Here is a 16,407-nt window from a genome sequence, read left to right on the forward strand (position 1 = left end):
CGCGGTGCGCCTCCCTTAGCGGCCGCCGGGGCCCCCCACCCCCCCCCCCCCCGCGCGCCGCCCGCCGGCCCCCGCCCCCCCCCCCCGCGGGCGCCCCCGCCCCCCACGCCGAGCAGCGCGGCCGCGAGGGCGGCGAGCCGGAGGTCGCCCTCGGTGCCCTTGGCGGAGCGCTCGAAGTGGTCCTGCTCGGTGGTGGCGGCCTGGTCGAGCGCCCGGTCGGTGGCCTTGAAGGCGCCGTCCGCGGTGTTCGCCTCGGCGGCCGGGTCCGCCGTCACGGTCGCCTGCAGCGCGCCCTGGTAGTCGGCCTGCTGGGTCTCCAGGGTGTGCGCCGCGTCGTGCCGGGTGCGCCACGTCTCGTACTGCCGGTCGGCCTCGCCGATCTGCTGCCGGGCGTCCGCGGGGGCCAGGTCGAGGGCCTGGCGCAGCGAGCCGGAGTGCTGCTCCATCGGGACGTTCGCCGGCTCGCCCCCGGCGAGCTGCTGGGTGATCGTCGTCCACTGGTCCGCGTACGCGGTGGTGGAGCCGCGGGCGACGAGGTTCAGGTTCTCCGCCAGCCGGGCGGAAAGCACCTGCACCCGGGCGGTGTTGAGCGCCCGCAGCGGCTGCGCGCCCTGCTTCCAGCTCTGCTGGAGCGCGGCGTTGGTGGTCAGGCCGGTGACGGCCAGCCAGAGCGCCCCGGCCAGGACGGCGGCGGTGGCCCCGAGCAGGCCGGGGTTGAACACCCGGTTGGTGCGGCGGAACAGCGTCAGCTGCACCCAGACCAGCGCGCCGAGGGTGAGCACCCCCAGGCCGTACGCGGCCCACGGGCTGGACTTCGCCTCGGCGTAGTCCTTGTCCAGCTCGTCGTTCTCGATGGCGGTCAGCTCGGCGGCGCGCGGCAGCAGGGTGCCCTGCATCTGCTCGGAGGCGTACCGCAGGTAGGCGCCGCCGAGCGGCAGGCCCAGCCGGTTGTTCGCCCGCGCGGTCTCCACCAGGCCGGCGTAGACGGGGAGTTGCTTGTTCAGCTCGGTGAGCTTCTGGTAGGCGGGGGAGTCGACGGTGGTCTGCGCGGCGGCCTTGGTGATCAGGTCGGTGGCCGCGGCCAGATCGCCCTCGTAGTCGCCGCGGACGGCCTTCGTCTCCGCCCCGGCGAGCAGGAAGCCGGTGGCCGCGGTGGTGTCGGCGCGGGCCAGCAGGCGGTGGATGTCGGCCGCGTCCTTGCTCAGCGGCTGGCTGTGCTGGACCACCCGGTTGGCGGCCTCCGCCTTGGTCTCCAACTGCCAGGCGGTCAGCGCGCCGAAGGCCACCGTCAGCACCGCGAGCACAGCCCCGGCCAGCCGCAGCCGGCCCGGCGCCGTCCGGGTGGCGTTCGCCAGCCGGGCCCGCAGGCCGGACAGGCCGCGCGGCGCGGGCCCGGCCGACGGCCGCCGGGCCGGCACGGCGCCGGGTCTGGACGCCGGGACGCCCCGGACACCCGGCACGGCCGGTGCCGTGCCCGGCGGGCCGCTCGGCCGTGCCGGGACCACGGCGCCCGGTGCGCCGTTACCTACTGGTGTTGCCACCCGCCTCATCCTCCCCAGGGGTCGGGCCCGCTGTCCGGGGCCCGGCCGATGCCAGCAGTATGGCCGTGACTCCCCCTGGCCACACCCGAATTGCGCCGATCTTGAGCTTGCCCTGCACGCGCCGCGCACGCCTCCCGCACGCCCCCGGGGCCCCGCTGCCCGGCGGCCGGCGGTGAACCGTCCGACGCGGGATGCACCCTATGCGGTTCCTCCGACAGGCCGGAGCGGCGAGGTCCGGTTGCGGCGGCGGCACGCGGCGAGTCGAGGACGGACCCCGGGGCCGGCTGCGGGGGGCGATCCCGCCGTGACGCCACCGTTCCCGGCGCGGTCGGTGCACCTGGTTTCGGCGGACACCCTCCGTACGATGGGCAGCATGCGCCTGCTTGGAACGATCACGCCCGACCGCCCGCTGCTCGTCGTCGCCGTGCGCGAGGAAGCCGCCCACCTCGACGACCGGCTGCCCGTCCTGCTCACCGGAATAGGGAAGATCAACGCCACCGCCGCGCTGGCCACCGTCCTCGCCCAGGGCGAGAAGCCGTCCGAGGTGATCAACCTCGGCACGGCCGGCGCGCTGCGCCCCGGCTGGGAGGGCACCCACCACGTCGTCCAGGTCATCCAGCACGACCTCGACACCCCGGCCCTGCTGGCGCTCACCGGCCGTAGCTACGGCGCCCCGCTGGTGGTCGGCAAGGGCGACGGCCCGGTGCTGGCCACCGGCGACCTCTTCGTCTCCGACCCGGCGGCCCGCGACCGGCTCGCCGAGCACGCCGACCTGGTCGACATGGAGGGCTACGCCGTCGCCGCCGTCGCCCACCGCTTCGGGGTGCCGGTGCGCCTGGTCAAGCACGTCAGCGACGAGGCCGGCGAGGGCGCGAGCCACACCTGGCGCGAGTCGGTCGACGCGTGCGCCCGCCACCTCGCCGACTGGGTCGTCGCGCAGGGTTGGTGACGGCGCGTCCCGAGGACGTGCGGCGCCGACCGGCGCGGGCGGGTGAGAGGGCGGCCGGCCTCCCTCTCGCCCGCCACATTCAGCCGTGGAACCTCGTCCGCCGCGTTCAGTCGCGGAACGCCGAGAGGTCCAGCGCCGCCAGCCGCTCCGGATCGGTGAGCACCTCGATCGCCGCGATCGCGCCGTCCACCACGGTGAACGCCATGACCGACAGCGGTCGGCCGCCCTCGCCGATCGCCACCGCGCCCGCGGCGCCGTTGACCAGCGCCGGGCGGGCGAACGGCGACAGCCCGCCCCACAGCACCGGCTGGTCGGCCACCGCGGCCGCGCCCGTCAGCACCACCGGGTGCCGGGCCCGCACCGGGCCGCCGTCCGAGCGCAGCACCACGCCCGGGGCGAGCACGGCCACCAGCGCGCCCAGGTCGCCGGCGCGGGCGGCCGCGAAGAAGGCGTCCACGGCGGCCCGCTGACGGCCCGGGTCCGGGTCGGGTGCCGGCGCCTGGTCCTGAACCCGGCGGCGGGCCCGGTCGGCCAGCTGGCGGGTCGCGGCCGCCGTCCGCTCGATCAGCGGGGCGATCTCGGCGAACGGCACCGCGAACAGGTCGTGCAGCACGAAGGCGATCCGCTCGGCCGGGGCCAGCGACTCCAGCACCACCATCAGCGCCAGGCCCACCGAGTCCCCGAGCAGCACCTCCTGCCCGGGGTCGGTCACCCCCTCGCGCCGCAGCAGCGGGTCCGGGATGCGCGCCGGGCCCGGCTCACCCGCCTCGGCCTCCGGCGGCTCCTCGCGGCGCAGCTCCCGGCCGCGCAGCAGGTTGAGGCAGACCCGCGAGACCACCGTGGTCAGCCAGCCGGGGAGGTTCTGCACGTCGGAGGTGTCGGTGCGGTCGTAGCGCAGCCAGGCCTCGTGGACGGCGTCCTCGGCCTCGCTCACCGAGCCGAGCATCCGGTACGCCACGGCCCGCAGCCGGGGCCGCTGCGCCTCGAACAGTGCGGCCCGCTCGTCCGGAGGTAATTTCTCGTCCACCGTGTCACATTCCTTCGCCGCTGGGGGTCAGAGCAACAGGAGCCACCCAACAACGGCTGCGCCGTAGAGATCAACTCCCCACCCGGGGCGAGTCGGAGACGACGGGTGGCGAACACCCCCGAGCGGCCGGCGGGGTGAGTGTCACCAGGGCGTCCTAGGCTGGCGGCCATGCCGACGACCCCGCTGCTCGACGCGATCCGCGCCAACCCCGCCGCCCTCGACTACCTGGCCTGGCCGGGCGACCTCAGCCTCGACCACTACCCGCACGTCGAGGAGGTGGTGCTCGCCTCCGGGGAGGCCCTGGAGCCGGTGGCCAAGGACGGCGCGGGCGGCACCTTCTTCCTGTGCGGGGAGGGCGGCGAGGAGCGTCCCGTCCTGTACGCCGACTCGGAGGGTGGCGCGGCGGTGCTGGCCGTCGGGCTGCCGGAGCTGGTCCGGCTGCTGCTGGCGGTGCCGTGGTGGCGGGACTGCCCGCGGCTGACGGTGGAGGAGAGCGCGGAGGCCGCCGAGGAGTACCTGGAGGACGAGCCCGGCCTGTACGCGGAGCGGGACGCGGCCGCCGCCGCGCTCGGCCTCGAAGTCCCGGGCGTGGCTGCGGCGTTGGCCCGGCTACGGGAGGTCGCGCTCGGTCTCGGGCCCGCGTACGTGCTGCTCAACGCCGAGGAGGGCGGCGCCTACGAGCCGCTGTTCCAGGCCTGAGCGGGTGGTCGAGTGGTTGGTCGTGCGGGTGGTCGTGCGTGCGGGCGGCATCAGCTCTCCGGCCCCGGGCATACATGAAGGGTTGTCCGGCATCGGGTCGTGACGGCGGGAGACCGGCCCCGGATCCGACCGTGGGCGGCGCGAGGGAAGAGGCGATCGTGGGCGAACTGGACGGCAGGACGGCGCTGGTGACGGGCGGCTCGCGCGGGATCGGGCGGGCGGTGGCGCAGCGGCTCGCCGCCGACGGGGCACTGGTCGCGGTCCACTACGGCGGCAACGAGGCGGCCGCCGCGGAGACCGTGGAGCTGATCGCCAAGGCCGGCGGCCGGGCGTTCGCGGTGCGGGCCCGGTTCGGCGAGAGTGGTGCGCTGGACCAGCTGTTCGAGGGCCTCGCCGCCGGGCTGGCGGAGCACGGCGAGCAGGGTGGGGACGGCGAGCACGGTGGGGGCGGCGGGGCTGGCCTGGACATCCTGGTCAACAACGCGGGCATCCACCTGGCCGGGTCGATCGGGCAGCTCACGGAGGAGGAGTTCGACCGGTTGATGGCGATCAACGTGCGCACGCCGATCTTCGTGATCCAGCGGGCGATTCCGCTGCTGCGGGACGGCGGCCGGATCGTCAACGTGGCCTCGGCGGCCGCCCGGATCGGTTCCCCGGTCCAGATCGGCTACACCGTCAGCAAGACGGCGCTGGTGGCCCTCGCCGCACCGCTCGCCAACGAGCTCGGCCGGCGCGGGATCACCGTGAACACCGTCAACCCCGGGGTGATCCTGACCGACATGACGTCCCAGTGGACGGGCGTCCCCGAGGCGATGGCCGGGCTCGAATCGATCACCGCACTCGGCCGGATCGGCCAGCCGGAGGACGTCGCGGACGTGGTGGGCTTCCTGGCGGGCCCGCAGGGCCGCTGGGTGACCGGCCAGACCATCGACGCCTCCGGCGGCACCTACCTCGGCCCGATCCCGCCCGCGTGACCTGAGTAGGACCGACTCGGCCGGACAGGGCCGAGTGCCGAGAAGCCGACGGGGTGGCAGCCCTCAGCGCCGCCACCCCGTCGGCTTCTCGGCATTGAAGGTGGGGTTCATTGAGCCAAACCCCACCTTGGAGTGATGTTTTGAGATGGCGTCAGATCTCCGAAGGTGGCTGGAGGGCCAGGCCGATGGCGGACGCCCCGCGGAACGCGGGATTCCCCTAACTGGCCTGTCGATCAAGGGTGGTTCTGACCCCGAGAGCGTGTGCTTTTTGGACGTTCGCCGGACTCCGGGCATGCTCCGTGGCGGGTGTGGACAGACGTGTCGGGAGCGTTCTGGCGTCATCGGGGTAACAATCGAGTGAACCGGGGATTCGACACGTGGCAGAGGTCCGCACCGCTGAGGTTCAGACAGGGAGTTTCACGGAGGACGGTTTCCTGGTGCTGCCGGGCTTCCTCCCGGCCGGTCTCGTGGACCGCCTCGTTCCGGAGGTGGACACATGGGTGGAGGAAGGGTGGCGTCAGCGGTCCATAGAGGCCAGTCTGCGTCCAGGGGCGCGAGCACCGGAGGTGATCGAACTGGACCTGCCGGCGCACGGTGAGCTCGCGGTGCTGCCGGCACTGCTGGACCTGCTCGGCCGCCCCGAGCTGCTCGGGCTGTCCTTCGTCTTCCACCACCTGCACAGCGACCGGCGGCCGGCCGGGGGAGCGGGCAAGAGCTGGCACCACGACTACGAGCAACGGCCCCAGCGCGACCGCCGCCTCCCCATGATCCACGCCCTGCACTACATCGGCGGGCTCCAGCCGGAGCTGGGCGGTCTGGCCGTCCTGCCCGGCTCGCACCGGGAGGTGGCCGAGAAGGGCGCCCGGAGCCACCTGGGAACGGGTGTGCTGCCGGGGGAGACGGTCATCGACGAACTGCCGCCCGGGTCCACCGTCGTGCTCCATTCGGCGCTCTTCCACACGCGTAGGTCCGCCCCCGGGGCGGATCCGGGTACGGGGCCCCGCTACATGATCGACGGCTCGTACTGTCGTACCGGCACGCGGTGGCCCCCGGTCAAGCCGTACTGGCGGCAGGTGCTGGCGGTGGGGCGCGCCCGCGGCCTGGACGCGGGGTGGCCGGAGCTCTTCGCCGAGCGGCACTTCGGCGAGTACGAAGGAACGGAGAGGTCCGGCGGATGAGGATTCTGGAAGCGGTGCGATTCGACACGGTCATGCGCCGTTTCGCCCGTGAACACCCCTTCGACGGGGCTGACGAGGCCAACTCCAACGATGAGGCCGAGGGGCACATCCGCAATGCCCAGCTCGGGTCGGGCGGCCGTTGGCATCGCGTGCTGCTGGAGGGGCCCGAGGTACGCGGGGTGGTGCTCCCCTGGCACCTGGGCGAGGACGGTGCGGCCGAGCTCATCCCCAGGACCGGGCTGAGCGTGGCCGCGACGTCCGACCGGCTCGCCGCGCTGGGCGCCTCGTACGCCCGGTCCAACCCGCTGTGCGCGTACAAGCTCGCCCGGCAGAGCGCGGCCGACTGCCTTCCCCTCTACCTGAGCACCCGTCCGGCGCCCGGTCCCGACTACGAGTGCCTGACCGTCCGCGAAGGGCTGATCCATCTGGACGGGCTGCACCGGATGCTCGCCTGGGACCAGGCCGGGCGGCTGGCGCCCGGCAACTGGTTCGAGGCGTACGTGGCCGGGCTACCCGCGCCCGACGTACGGCATGGCGCTGGGCATGACCAGGACGGACTGGATGTTCACCCCGGGGGGCAGGTCGGCCATGGCCCGCACCGTGTCGACGACGTGCCGCACGTCCATGGTGGGTTCGACCCGCCGTGACCCGTCGGCCTGGAGGACCGCCGGCTGGGGGCCGTCCGGCGGGGTGACGTTCCCGATGTCGATCTGGCCGCAGGAGATGTCGTGGCGGCGGCCGTCCAGGGACAGCGAGCGCGTCATCCCGGCCACGGCGTGCTTGGCCGCGGTGAAGGCGATGGAGTCCGGCCGGGGTGCCTGTGCGGAAGGCGCCCCGTTGTTGATGATCCTTCCCCCTCGCGGAGTCTGACGCTTCATCACCCGGAAGGCGGCGCGCGAGCAGAGGAAGGTCCCCGTGGCGATGGAGTCCATCACCCGGTGCCAGTCCTCGACGGCCACGTCCTCGGTCGGGGTGTACGGCATCACGTCGGCCGCGTTGTTGAACAACAGGTCCAGCCGGCCGAACCGTTCCACGACGGAGTCGAACAGGCCGTCCACGGCCGCCGGATCGGTGATGTCGACGGAAAGCGGGACCGCGCGGTCACGACCGGCGGAGTCGGCGAGCGCCACCGTCCCGTCCAACGGGCCCTTGCGGCGACCCACCAGCACCACCGTCCAGCCGTCCGCCAGCAGGCCCAGGGCGCACGCCCGCCCGATCCCGCTGCCCGCTCCGGTGACGACAGCCGTCCTCACAGCCATGCCCACGTCCTATCTTCTCCACGAATCCCGTCAATGCCACGCCTACGAAGGGCAGTCCGAGCGTGCCCGACCAACCCTCGACCAAACAGGAGCCGTACATGAATGGCCGTATCCAGCCGCCGGGCGCAACCGACAGCAGCCGCCGGTGGTTCGAGCGGGCCCAGACGTCGCTGGCCGGCGGCATCAGCTCCTCCGCCCGGATGACCTCGACCGGTCCGAACCCCTACCCGCTCTACATGGCCGACGGCTCGGGTGCGCGCATCCGGGACGTCGACGGCAACGAGTACCTCGACTACCTGGTCTCCTACGGCAGCGCGGTCCTGGGCCACGCCAACCCGCAGCTCACCGACGCGCTCACCGCCGTCCTGCACACCGGCACGATGTTCGGCACCTGCAACACCGTCGAAGTCGAACTCGCCGAGCTGATCCAGGCGATGGTGCCCTGCGCGGAGCTCGTCCGCTTCGCCAACTCGGGCAGCGAGGCGGTGCAGGGCGCCGTGCGGGCCGCCCGCGGTTACACCGGGCGCTCGAAGGTCCTCAAGTTCGAGGGCCACTACCACGGCTGGTCGGACACCCTGGCCGTCTCCAACCGCCCCGACGCCGCCGAGGCCGGCCCCTACGCCGCGCCGCACGCGGTACCCCATTCCCCCGGCATCCCGGCCGGGGTCGTCGGCGACGTCGTCGTCTGCCCGTGGAACGACCCCGCGGCGCTCCGAGCCGTCCTGGACGCCCACCGCGGCGAGTTCGCGGCGGTGATCTGCGAGCCGATCGTGGCCAACAACGCCTGCACCATGCCCGCGCCGGGCTACCTGAGCCTGCTGCGGGAGGAGTGCACGGCCCGCGGGATCATCCTCGTCTTCGACGAGGTCTGCACCGGATTCCGCACCGGCCCCGGAGGCGCCCAGGCGCTGTTCGGGGTCGTGCCCGACCTCGCCGTCTTCGCCAAGGCACTGGGCGGAGGCCTGCCCATCGCGGCCTTCGCGGGACGGCGCGACGTGATGGAACCCCTGGCCGTGGGGCGGGTCAAGCACGGCGGGACCTACAACGCCTCGCCACTGTGCGCGACCGCCGCACTGGTGACGCTGCGCCACCTGAACCAGCCGGCCGTCACGAAGCACATCGAGGAGAGCGGCCTGCGGATCATGGAGGCCGTCCAACGGGCCGCCCACGACCGGCGCATCCCCTGTGTGGTGCAGGGCGTCGGAGCCATGTTCCAGACGGTGTTCACCGCGGACGGGATGCCGAGCCGCCAGTACCGCGACCTGCTCCGCGCCGACCAGGCCCGCCACGGCGCGTTCCGCCACGCGCTGCTCGGGCGAGGGGTCCACGTCAACGCCTTCGGCATGGCCTGCTGGTTCGTCTCCGCTGCGGTGACGGATGACGATCTGGACGCCACGTGCGAGGCCGTGGAGGGCGCCTTCAGCACTCTGTGAGCCGCCGGCAGGCGGTGATGCCTACGGGTCGGCGAAGACGGCGGTGGACGCGGCCAAGGCGACCGCCCAGGCCCAGACCCCCGCCGAGTACGCGCAGAAGGCCCGGGCCACCGCGCAGGCCGCCGCCGAACACGCCGCCCAGGCCCAGCAGGCCGCGCAGGCCGCTGCCGAGCACGCGGACAAGGCCGAGGCTGCCGCTCGCAACCTCCCGACCGCCTGATCCGGTCGCTCCATCTGCGCCCGTCCCACGTACGGCCTCCGCCCGTGGGGCGGGCGCGGTCCGCGAGGAGCGCGTACGCCGCAGGCCCCGGTGCGCGCCGTCCTCGTGATGGGCCGTGCCGGTGTCCACCGCGGGTGCCGGACCGGGCCGCTGGTAGTGGGGTGTCACGCAGGAGGCGACAGGACATCGAGCCCGATTGCCTCGGCGGCAATGGTCATGGCGGCGTCGAAGTACGCGGGGTAGTCCGTGATCACCTCGTTCAGGTGACCGAACAGCTCGAAGCTGATCGTGCCGATCAGGGAGATCCACAGGGTGAGCGACCGTTCCACCAGGTCCGCGTACGGTTCGGCCGGTGCCCCTCCCGCGCTGTCGAGCACCTGCTGGGCGACGAGCCTCGGCCCGGGGAGCGGCTGCGTGGGGGGTCGCAGGAGGCCCGAGGCGTGTGCCTCGACGACGAGACCGGCCATCAGGCGGGTGACCCGGGTGGCGGGGTCGACCGTGTCGGTGGGGGCCTGGTAGCCGGGGACGGGCGAGCCGTAGACCAGGGCGAACTCGTGCGGGTGGGCCAGGGCCCACTGGCGGACCGCCTGGCATGCGGCAAGCCACCGGGCGCCCGGATCGGCGGGAGCGGCGGACGCCGCGCCTGACTCCGCGGCCGCTCCGACCGCGTTGAACGCGTCGATGATCAGCGCGGTGAGCAGTGCGTCCCGGCTGGGGAAGTAGCGGTACAGCGCCGAGGAGGCCAGGCCCAGGTCACGCGCCACCGCGCGGAGCGACAGTGCGGCCGCCCCGGTCTCGGCGAGCTGGCGAGTGGCGGCTTCCTTGATCGCGCGAGTGAGCTCGGCGCGGGCCAGCTGCCGCGCGGTCTGCGATGCCGTCATGCCGTTCATCCTCTCATTCGAGAGCAGTGCACACAAGAGAGAGCACTGCTCTTGACTTCTCCCCGCCGCTGCGCGAACACTCCTCAATGAAGAGAGCACTGCTCTCTCAATTCTCCAGGAGGACCTGCATGGCACGGCACATCGTCATCGGCAAGGGCCCCGTCGGCGCCACCACGGCGCGACTGCTCGACGAACAGGGGTACGAGGTCGTCGTCCTGAGTCGCTCCGGCGGCGACGGGAGTGCGGCGCTCGACGTCACTGACACGGCGTCACTCCGGCAAGCCACCAAGGGCGCCGAGGTGATCTACAACTGCGCGAGCCCGCTGTACCACCGGTGGCCCACCGACTGGCCGCCGATCTCGAACGCCCTCCTCGACGCGGCGGAGGCCGCCGGCTCGGTGCTGGTGACGATGGGCAACCTGTACGGCTACGGCCCCGTCGACGCCCCCATCACGGAGGACCTGCCGCTCGCAGGCACCGGCACCAAGGCCCGGGTCCGCATCGGCATGTGGCGCGACGCGTTGGCCCGGCACCAGGCCGGCCGGATCCGCGTCGCGGAGGCGCGCGCCTCGGACTTCTTCGGGCCCGGCGTCACCGAGGCCGGCCACCTCGCCCAGCGGATGATGCCCGCGCTCCTGGCCGGCCGTGCAGTCAGGCTGATCGGCAACCCGGACGCACCGCACAGCTTCACCTATATCCCCGACATCGCCCGCGCGCTCGTACGGCTTGGTACCGACGAGCGGGCGTGGGGACGCGCCTGGCACGTTCCCACCGCCCCGCCGCTGTCGACCCGGGAGGCGGTCCGGCACCTGTGCCGGCTGGCGGGTCTGCCGCCGGCCAGGGTCGGCCGGATTCCTTGGTGGCCACTCCACCTGGTCGGCCTGGTCAACCCCATGCTCGGGGAACTGCGGGAGGTGCAGTACCAGTTCGACCGGCCGTTCGTGCTCGACTCCCAGGCGTACACCGCGACCTTCGGCGAGGTGTCGACCCCGATCGACGAGGCACTGGGGGCAACCGTCGAGTGGTGGCGGGCGCGGCTCAGCCGGTAGCGCCACGTGCGCGGCATCGGCTGTCGGGCTGTGCAGACCCTGCGGCGAAGTCAGGAGCGGGCCGAAGCCGCGTTCAGTGAATCAACTCCGAGCACAGCGTGGCGTAGAGCAACGCCGTGCAGTCCACTCTCCGAGGAAATGATGACGATCCGCCTCTGGCACCGCCCGCTGGTACTGCTCGCCGCTGCCATGGCGGCCCTCGCCCTGGCATCCGCCGTCGGCCTCGCGGTCGACGACCGGATCCTGGTCGGGGAGCCGATCTGGCTGAAGCCCTTCAAGTTCTCCCTCTCCATCGCGATCTATTCGGTGACCCTCGCGTGGATGCTGTCCCTGGGCCGCACGGCCCCCCGCTGGGTCTGGTGGCTCGGGACGACGATTGCCGCCGCCAACGTGATCGAGATGGTCGTCGTCGTTGGCCAGGTGCTCCGCGGCAGGCAGAGCCACTTCAACGTCGCCACACCGCTGGACGCCGGCCTCTGGTTCGCGATGGCCGCCTCGATCGTCACCTTGTGGCTGGCCAACCTCGGCATCGCGGCCAGGTTGTTCCGCGAGCGGACCGGGGACCGCGCGGCCACCTGGTCCGTCCGGCTCGGCCTGCTCCTCGCACTGGTGGGCATGGCATTCGGCTTCCTCATGACCAGCCCGACCCCTGCCCAACTCGGTGCCATGCGCAGCGGGGCCGCCGTGGGCATCGTGGGGGCACACAGCGTCGGCGTCGCCGACGACTCGCCCGGCATCGCCATCACCGGCTGGAGCAGCACCGGCGGCGACCTGCGCATCCCCCACTTCGTCGGCATGCACGCGCTGCAGGCCATCCCGCTCTTCGCCTGGCTGCTGATCACACTGTCCCGCAGGTTCCCGCGGTTGGCCGACGAGCGGACGCGCCTGCGCCTGGTCCTGGTGGCGACCGGGACCTACGCGGGCGTGCTGGCGATCCTGACCTGGCAAGCGCTGCGCGGCCAGTCGCTCGTCCACCCCGACGGTGCGACCCTGACGGCCGTGGCCCTGCTGGCCGTTGGCATGGTGGCGTCCGTTGTGGCGGTCGCCCGGCACCACCATGTGCCACCGGCGCCGCACAGCAGCGCCGGCATGACCGGCCGCCCGGTCAAGCCGCGCTGCACCCGCGTCGCCGCGGACTAACCGAACGCCGAGCCCACCGTCACCTGCGCCCGGGGACCTTCTTCGCGCCGTCGTATCCGCGTGAGGACGCCGGCACCGTGGCCGCCGCGCGCAGGCACCGCGCGTCGATCACCGCGGCGGTCGGCTCCGGGTCGCGGCCGGCGTCCTCGCGGACCATGCCCCCCATCCGGTCGTGGAACTCGGCCAGCAGCCCCCGCGCGCGCCACCGCCGCGCGAAGGCGACGGGCAGCCCGTGCAGGGTGCACACCAGGTGCAGGCGCAGGCCTCAGAAGAACCGGGAGTGGCTGGCGCAGTAGCCGTACTCGGCCCATCCGGCCAGGTCGGAGCGCTTGGCCGTCTCGCGGGAGCGCCCGCACTCCACCAGTGTGGAGTCGACGACCCACACGGTGTCGGTCCACAGCGAGGTGTCGGTCGCCAGCAGCCGGTTGACCTGTGCGATCAGGTCGGCGGCCTTGCGCAACCGCCGGTTGTAGCCCGACTGCCCGAGCAGGTACGGGAAGGGATGACGCAGGTGGGCATCGGCGTGGCGGATCCACCGGCGCTCGGAGGTGAAGCCGAGAAGGGCCTGCATCACGGGGAGGGTGACCAGCTCGGCATCACTGAGCCGGGGCGCGATGCCGATCTCTGGACTCCCTCGCTTCATGTCATGCGCGCCAGCGAGCTCTTGGCATCATTCATCTAGGCAGAATCAGGCCACTGCGGCCCTGGTGGCAGGCCCTGACCCTGGTGAACGAGATACGTACCCGGGCGGCCGGCCATTTCAGGCTGGAAGATGCTCATTGGGCGGTCGGCGGTTGGACATTGGCGGGCATGTCTGCCGGGGCGCAAGCGAGTTGGGCTGCGGCGGCCTGTCGGATCTCTCCGATGGGGCGTCTCGGACGAGTTGGGGCGGTGGGACGTGAAGCCATAGCCCGCTCGTCACGAATGTGCGGCTTGGGCTTGGGTGCGGCAGTGGGTGAGGGCGGGTTTGAGGCGGGGGTCGGGGGTGGTGGTGAGGAGTTCGCCGGCGGTGACAAGGGTGGTCCAGTAGTGGGTGGGGTTGCCGGTGGTGGGGTGGGGTTGGGTGGCGGCCAGCGAGAGGTAGGCGGTGGTGAGGTTGCCGGTGGTGAACCAGCGGGTGAGGCCGTGTTGGTGGCCGGCGCGGATGCTGCCGTGGGCGTCGATGGCGGTGAGGAAGAGTTCGATGATGGCGAGGTCGCGGTCGTCGGGGATCTTGGGGATGTCGAAGACGCCGAGGGCTTCGAGGAGTTCGCCGGTGTCGTTCTCGGAGCCGGGGCGGGGGCTGGCGAGGAGGGCGTCGAAGCAGTCGTCGAGGCGGCGTTGCGTCTCGGCCGCCGGGATGCCGAGGGCGATGCAGACGGCGCGGGCTGAGCGCAGGGGTTCGTTGGTACGGCGGGCGAGGGTGGCGTAGGCGTCGGCGGGGGTGGAGCCGGTGTCGAACAGGTGGCGGGCGGTCAAGGGGAGTCGCATGGTGGGCACCTGTTCAGACGGTGAGGAGGGTGGCGGGCGCGGGTGCGGGGGCGATCGTGAGGTGGGCCGCCGGGCGAGGTGGCAGCGGAGCTGCTCCTTTTCCCAGCGGCCTCCTCCCGAACCCGCCGTGCTTCTTTCGTCGCAACGGGCTCTCCAGTGACTGCCGTGAACTCAGCTTTCGCGGCCGGCGTGGATGCCGCCATGGCAAGTTGCGCAGACCACAAGGGTCTTGCGTCGTTTCTTCACCATGAGGGCAGCCCAGCCGGGTTGTTCCCTGCCCGGCCGGTCGAGGTCGGCGAGCTTGCGGATCTGGTGGACCTGGACCTTCTCGGCCCGCCCGCACAACTCGCACTCCCCGGCCAGCAGCCGTCCGACCAACTCGCGTCGGTGCGGGTGGCGTTGATGGGTAGGGTCGCGATCCAGAAGGGTCGCGTGTTGCTGCCGCCGGAGCGGAATGCCACCGAACTGTGCGACCAGCGGTTTCCTGCCTGCGTCCCGGGTGATGCTCGCCTGGATGCACTTGCGCGGCCCGGCCGGAGTCTCGATGGTGACCTTGTACTTGCGGGCCATCTTCGACATGGTCGAGCGGTGCTTGTTCGCCAGGGAGCACAGCAGCGAGGACTGCATGACCCAGTGCAACCGGTCCAGCCGAAAGACGTCACCGGCCAGTAGGTAGTAGTTCACGATTCCGCGGTACTTGGCGCCGTAGATGTTGACGATGGTGTAGTCGTCGAAGTTGTACATCGCGGGCAGACGCGCGGGTTTTCCGCGCGCCATGTACGGAGCACAGTGGGCCTTGATCACGTCTTTCGGGACGTGCAGTTGAACGGTTCCGTTGGTCGAGCGGCGTTGCCGCCTTTTCCCCTTCTTCCGTTCTGATCTGCGGTCGTCCCGACTGACATTGATCTCGTAGCCAAGGAACCTCGCCGCGCTGGTCCGGGCGTGGGTGACCAGCGTTTTTTCCCGGGACAGTTCCAGCTTGAGATCGTCGCGCAGGAACTGTGCCAAGCGATGCTTGATTTCCTCGGCTTCGGCTTTTGGCCCGGTGAACCCGATCAGGGTGTCGTCGGCGTATCGCACGTAGCGAAGGCGACGATATCCCGGGTCGGACATGTCCTGACTCGGGAGGCCGTGCAGTCGTTTGCGCAGGGCGCGCGCTTCTGTACGGTCGCCGCGTTTGCGTGCGCGCTGGAGTGCCGCCTCGACCCTGCGGTACTCAGGGTGCCTCGCCCTGAGCTTTCCACGAGTGTATTCCGGCATGATGACTGTCTCGATGAATCTGTCCAGCTTGTGCAGGTAAATATTGGACAGGAGGGGCGACAGGACGCCGCCTTGTGGAGTGCCGCTCATGGTGGCGTTCCATTTCCAGTCCTCCAGGTATCCGGCTCTGAGCATGTTCCGCACGAGCCGCAGGAACCTGTTGTCATGAATGTTCTCGCCCAAGGATTCGAGCATCACTCGGTGGTCGAGCGAGTCGAAGCACTGTGCGATGTCACCTTCGATGAACCAGGTTGTCCCCGTCCACGTGCGTGCCACGGAGCTGAGTGCGGTGTGGCAGCCGCGGCGGGGGCGGAAACCATGGGAGTGGTCGGAGAACCGGGGCTCGTAGTACGCCTCCAGCAGGAGGCGCATCACCTCGCCGACCAACTTGTCCGTCCATGACGGCAGGCCCAGCGGCCTTCTTTTCCCGTTCTTTTTCGGGATGAAGGTCCGCTTGACCGGCTTGAACCGGAAGCGCTCGTGGCGCAGCACATCGATGATGCGTCCGATCTTCGCGAGTGACATGCCATCTGGGGTTTCCCCTGTCGCCCCGGGAGTCATCGCCCCCTTGTTGGAGTAGATGCGCCCGTAGGCCATGAGATACAACTGCGGGTTGAACATCTGTCGGTACAGCTCATCACATGGCAGGTTCCGCCTGCCTCGTTCACGGAGGACACCAAGTACCGTCTCGGCGCTCTGCATTTCGCATACCTCTCGGTCTCGTTGATGCCTCGCCACCTGTGTCCCTTCGCCCTGTGGACGGCTTTCCCGTCCTCCCTGGCAGGTCGTTACTCCTGCGACTACTACGGACACTCCGTCGCCATGGGGCTCGCGCCCTTTAGGCGATCCTCTGTTCGTCCTGGTTGTACGTGCTAGCGCGACTTAGGTGCCCCACTCATCTCCTTGAATGTCCTCATTGGACATCGCTCCCCTCCCCGGAGTTGCATCGGCCGGCACAAATAGCCGTCGCAGGAAGTGGCGCCGGTTTCGGGCATCTTTCCGGCGGACCCGTTTTTTGATCGACTGGAGATTGGGGTTCAGGCAATTCAGCTTTCACCATATCGCGCGGGTCGCTCGACGCACCGTCCCCAATGCCTGGACACGGCCGCCGATTTTCTGGCATGCTACGGTCCCCTTCGTCTTTCGACTCCAGGTAAGCCATCCGACCCAGGAATATCCTCCGAATTCCTCCCGGCTGAACCGGGAATACAACCAGGCGCTTTCAGAGCGCACAGCGCCCAGACGAATTTGCCGACCCCGCCGGCGCGGGGGCAGCAGCCCCACTTCTCGGCCAGCTCGTTGACGAGGAGGACGCCGCGTCCGTGTT

The 16,407-nt window shown here is 71.4% G+C and carries 15 protein-coding genes and 2 pseudogenes; 9 read left to right on the forward strand and 8 right to left on the reverse strand.

Annotation, left to right across the window (positions count from 1 at the left end; all coding sequences use genetic code 11):
- On the reverse strand, nucleotides 1-1,541 hold a 1,541-nt coding region (locus ACFV6D_RS36855; protein ID WP_380563082.1), incomplete at its 3' end, for a hypothetical protein.
- Nucleotides 1,542-1,914: 373 nt separating this feature from the next.
- Between ACFV6D_RS36855 and ACFV6D_RS36860 the strand changes: the two genes are divergently transcribed.
- Nucleotides 1,915-2,490 carry a nucleosidase gene (locus ACFV6D_RS36860; protein ID WP_244293463.1) on the forward strand — a complete coding sequence of 192 codons (576 nt, stop codon included), beginning with the start codon at nucleotides 1,915-1,917 and terminating at the stop codon, nucleotides 2,488-2,490.
- Between the two features lie 106 nt (nucleotides 2,491-2,596).
- Here the strand turns inward: ACFV6D_RS36860 and ACFV6D_RS36865 are convergent, their stop codons facing one another.
- Nucleotides 2,597-3,517: a sigma-70 family RNA polymerase sigma factor gene (locus ACFV6D_RS36865; protein WP_380563084.1), complete on the reverse strand. Its 921-nt coding sequence runs from the start codon at nucleotides 3,515-3,517 to the stop codon at nucleotides 2,597-2,599.
- A gap of 168 nt (nucleotides 3,518-3,685) precedes the next feature.
- Here ACFV6D_RS36865 and ACFV6D_RS36870 point away from each other — a divergent pair, with 168 nt between their 5' ends.
- The 4 genes and pseudogenes from ACFV6D_RS36870 to ACFV6D_RS36885 all read left to right on the forward strand — a co-directional run.
- A complete protein-coding gene (locus tag ACFV6D_RS36870) occupies nucleotides 3,686-4,216 on the forward strand; it encodes a hypothetical protein (protein WP_380563086.1) in 531 nt (176 codons plus the stop codon).
- A gap of 158 nt (nucleotides 4,217-4,374) precedes the next feature.
- A complete protein-coding gene (locus ACFV6D_RS36875; RefSeq protein ID WP_380563088.1) occupies nucleotides 4,375-5,190 on the forward strand; it encodes an SDR family NAD(P)-dependent oxidoreductase in 816 nt (271 codons plus the stop codon).
- Between the two features lie 377 nt (nucleotides 5,191-5,567).
- Nucleotides 5,568-6,368 (forward strand): phytanoyl-CoA dioxygenase family protein, encoded by an 801-nt coding sequence (locus ACFV6D_RS36880; RefSeq protein ID WP_380563090.1) that lies wholly within the window; start codon nucleotides 5,568-5,570, stop codon nucleotides 6,366-6,368.
- A gap of 32 nt (nucleotides 6,369-6,400) precedes the next feature.
- Nucleotides 6,401-6,841 (forward strand): annotated as a pseudogene (locus ACFV6D_RS36885) (DUF6309 family protein); the annotation flags it as partial.
- Nucleotides 6,842-6,877: 36 nt separating this feature from the next.
- Here the strand turns inward: ACFV6D_RS36885 and ACFV6D_RS36890 are convergent.
- On the reverse strand, nucleotides 6,878-7,627 hold the full coding sequence (locus ACFV6D_RS36890; protein WP_380563092.1) for an SDR family oxidoreductase: 750 nt from the start codon (nucleotides 7,625-7,627) through the stop codon (nucleotides 6,878-6,880).
- Between the two features lie 98 nt (nucleotides 7,628-7,725).
- On the opposite strand from ACFV6D_RS36890, the gene ACFV6D_RS36895 reads away from it, so the two are divergent.
- On the forward strand, nucleotides 7,726-9,060 hold the full coding sequence (locus tag ACFV6D_RS36895) for an aspartate aminotransferase family protein (RefSeq protein ID WP_380563094.1): 1,335 nt from the start codon (nucleotides 7,726-7,728) through the stop codon (nucleotides 9,058-9,060).
- Nucleotides 9,061-9,103: 43 nt separating this feature from the next.
- Nucleotides 9,104-9,280 carry a hypothetical protein gene (locus tag ACFV6D_RS36900; RefSeq protein ID WP_380337961.1) on the forward strand — a complete coding sequence of 59 codons (177 nt, stop codon included), beginning with the start codon at nucleotides 9,104-9,106 and terminating at the stop codon, nucleotides 9,278-9,280.
- 164 nt (nucleotides 9,281-9,444) lie between these two features.
- On the opposite strand, the gene ACFV6D_RS36905 is transcribed toward ACFV6D_RS36900, so the two are convergent.
- Nucleotides 9,445-10,161 (reverse strand): TetR/AcrR family transcriptional regulator, encoded by a 717-nt coding sequence (locus ACFV6D_RS36905; protein ID WP_380563096.1) that lies wholly within the window; start codon nucleotides 10,159-10,161, stop codon nucleotides 9,445-9,447.
- 128 nt (nucleotides 10,162-10,289) lie between these two features.
- On the opposite strand from ACFV6D_RS36905, the gene ACFV6D_RS36910 reads away from it, so the two are divergent.
- Both ACFV6D_RS36910 and ACFV6D_RS36915 read left to right on the forward strand, forming a co-directional pair.
- On the forward strand, nucleotides 10,290-11,210 hold the full coding sequence (locus ACFV6D_RS36910; protein WP_380563098.1) for an NAD-dependent epimerase/dehydratase family protein: 921 nt from the start codon (nucleotides 10,290-10,292) through the stop codon (nucleotides 11,208-11,210).
- A gap of 138 nt (nucleotides 11,211-11,348) precedes the next feature.
- On the forward strand, nucleotides 11,349-12,350 hold the full coding sequence (locus ACFV6D_RS36915) for a hypothetical protein (protein ID WP_380337955.1): 1,002 nt from the start codon (nucleotides 11,349-11,351) through the stop codon (nucleotides 12,348-12,350).
- Nucleotides 12,351-12,369: 19 nt separating this feature from the next.
- Here ACFV6D_RS36915 and ACFV6D_RS36920 read toward each other — a convergent pair whose 3' ends face one another.
- The 4 genes and pseudogenes from ACFV6D_RS36920 to ACFV6D_RS36935 all read right to left on the reverse strand — a co-directional run bounded on the left by ACFV6D_RS36920 (nucleotide 12,370) and on the right by ACFV6D_RS36935 (nucleotide 15,782).
- Nucleotides 12,370-12,597, reverse strand: coding sequence for a hypothetical protein (locus tag ACFV6D_RS36920; RefSeq protein WP_380379971.1), 228 nt, complete (start codon nucleotides 12,595-12,597; stop codon nucleotides 12,370-12,372).
- A 21-nt stretch (nucleotides 12,598-12,618) separates the two neighbouring features.
- Nucleotides 12,619-12,993, reverse strand: a pseudogene (locus ACFV6D_RS36925) (IS982 family transposase); the annotation flags it as partial.
- A 275-nt stretch (nucleotides 12,994-13,268) separates the two neighbouring features.
- On the reverse strand, nucleotides 13,269-13,820 hold the full coding sequence (locus ACFV6D_RS36930) for a hypothetical protein (RefSeq protein ID WP_380563100.1): 552 nt from the start codon (nucleotides 13,818-13,820) through the stop codon (nucleotides 13,269-13,271).
- Nucleotides 13,821-13,991: 171 nt separating this feature from the next.
- Nucleotides 13,992-15,782 (reverse strand): reverse transcriptase domain-containing protein, encoded by a 1,791-nt coding sequence (locus ACFV6D_RS36935; protein ID WP_380563102.1) that lies wholly within the window; start codon nucleotides 15,780-15,782, stop codon nucleotides 13,992-13,994.
- Nucleotides 15,783-16,407: the final 625 nt, after the last annotated feature.

The organism is Kitasatospora sp. NPDC059812, from assembly GCF_042732075.1.
Taxonomy (GTDB): Bacteria; Actinomycetota; Actinomycetes; order Streptomycetales; family Streptomycetaceae; genus Kitasatospora.

What these genes read in the sequence shown, in the direction of transcription:
- ACFV6D_RS36860 (WP_244293463.1), top strand. Translation starts at nt 1,915, where the DNA reads ATGCGCCTGCTTGGAACGATCACGCCCGACCGCCCGCTGCTCGTCGTC.
- ACFV6D_RS36870 (WP_380563086.1), top strand. Translation starts at nt 3,686, where the DNA reads ATGCCGACGACCCCGCTGCTCGACGCGATCCGCGCCAACCCCGCCGCC.
- ACFV6D_RS36890 (WP_380563092.1), bottom strand. Translation starts at nt 7,627, where the DNA reads ATGGCTGTGAGGACGGCTGTCGTCACCGGAGCGGGCAGCGGGATCGGG.
- ACFV6D_RS36895 (WP_380563094.1), top strand. Translation starts at nt 7,726, where the DNA reads ATGAATGGCCGTATCCAGCCGCCGGGCGCAACCGACAGCAGCCGCCGG.
- ACFV6D_RS36905 (WP_380563096.1), bottom strand. Translation starts at nt 10,161, where the DNA reads ATGACGGCATCGCAGACCGCGCGGCAGCTGGCCCGCGCCGAGCTCACT.
- ACFV6D_RS36910 (WP_380563098.1), top strand. Translation starts at nt 10,290, where the DNA reads ATGGCACGGCACATCGTCATCGGCAAGGGCCCCGTCGGCGCCACCACG.
- ACFV6D_RS36915 (WP_380337955.1), top strand. Translation starts at nt 11,349, where the DNA reads ATGATGACGATCCGCCTCTGGCACCGCCCGCTGGTACTGCTCGCCGCT.
- ACFV6D_RS36930 (WP_380563100.1), bottom strand. Translation starts at nt 13,820, where the DNA reads ATGCGACTCCCCTTGACCGCCCGCCACCTGTTCGACACCGGCTCCACC.
- ACFV6D_RS36935 (WP_380563102.1), bottom strand. Translation starts at nt 15,782, where the DNA reads ATGCAGAGCGCCGAGACGGTACTTGGTGTCCTCCGTGAACGAGGCAGG.